Origin of the sequence: Mesorhizobium sp. M0808, from assembly GCF_040320025.1 — a bacterium.
Classification (GTDB): domain Bacteria; phylum Pseudomonadota; class Alphaproteobacteria; order Rhizobiales; family Rhizobiaceae; genus Mesorhizobium.
In genome coordinates, this window is the sequence record NZ_JAMYOX010000142.1 from 1 (window position 1) to 613 (window position 613).

A 613-nucleotide genomic window follows, 5' to 3' on the forward strand; every position below is an offset into this window, starting at 1 on the left:
CGAGGTCGTGCGCCCCGACAACACGATTGAAGAGGGCCTGCCCAAGACGGTGAGCGTGAGCTTGGTGCAGGTAACCGAGATCGACCCGCCGCAGGGCGCCGAGCCGATCCTGTGGCGACTGCTTACCACCCATCTCGTCGAGGACGCGGCCATGGCCTGGCGGATGGTCGATTGGTATCGCATGCGCTGGACCATCGAGCAGTTCTTCCGCACCCTCAAACAGCAGGGGCTTCAGCTGGAAGACAGCCAACTGGAGACCGCCGAACGGCTCGTCAAACTGACCGCCATCGCCGCGCGAGCCGCCTGTGTCGTCATGCAACTCGTCCAGGCCCGCGACGGCCGATCCGCACAACACGCCGCCATCGCCTTCACCCACGCCGAAATCGACACGCTTCAAGCCCTGCTGCCCACACTAGAGGGAAAAACCGCCCTGCAGAAGAATCCCCACGCCCCCCAATCCCTCGCTTGGGCCGCCTGGATTATCGCCAAACTCGGCGGCTGGGACGGCTATCCAAAGTCCAAAGCCCCAGGACCCATCACCTTCCGACACGGATTGCAGCACTTCCTGTCCATCGCCCATGGATGGGCGCTTCGAAATGTGTGAATCGCCTAG

1 protein-coding gene is annotated in these 613 nt (G+C 63.3%); it reads left to right on the forward strand.

Annotated features, from left to right (window positions below):
* The coding region (locus NKI25_RS36360; RefSeq protein WP_353000996.1) for a transposase at nucleotides 1-604 on the forward strand (604 nt) is incomplete at its 5' end.
* Nucleotides 605-613 lie beyond the last annotated feature (9 nt).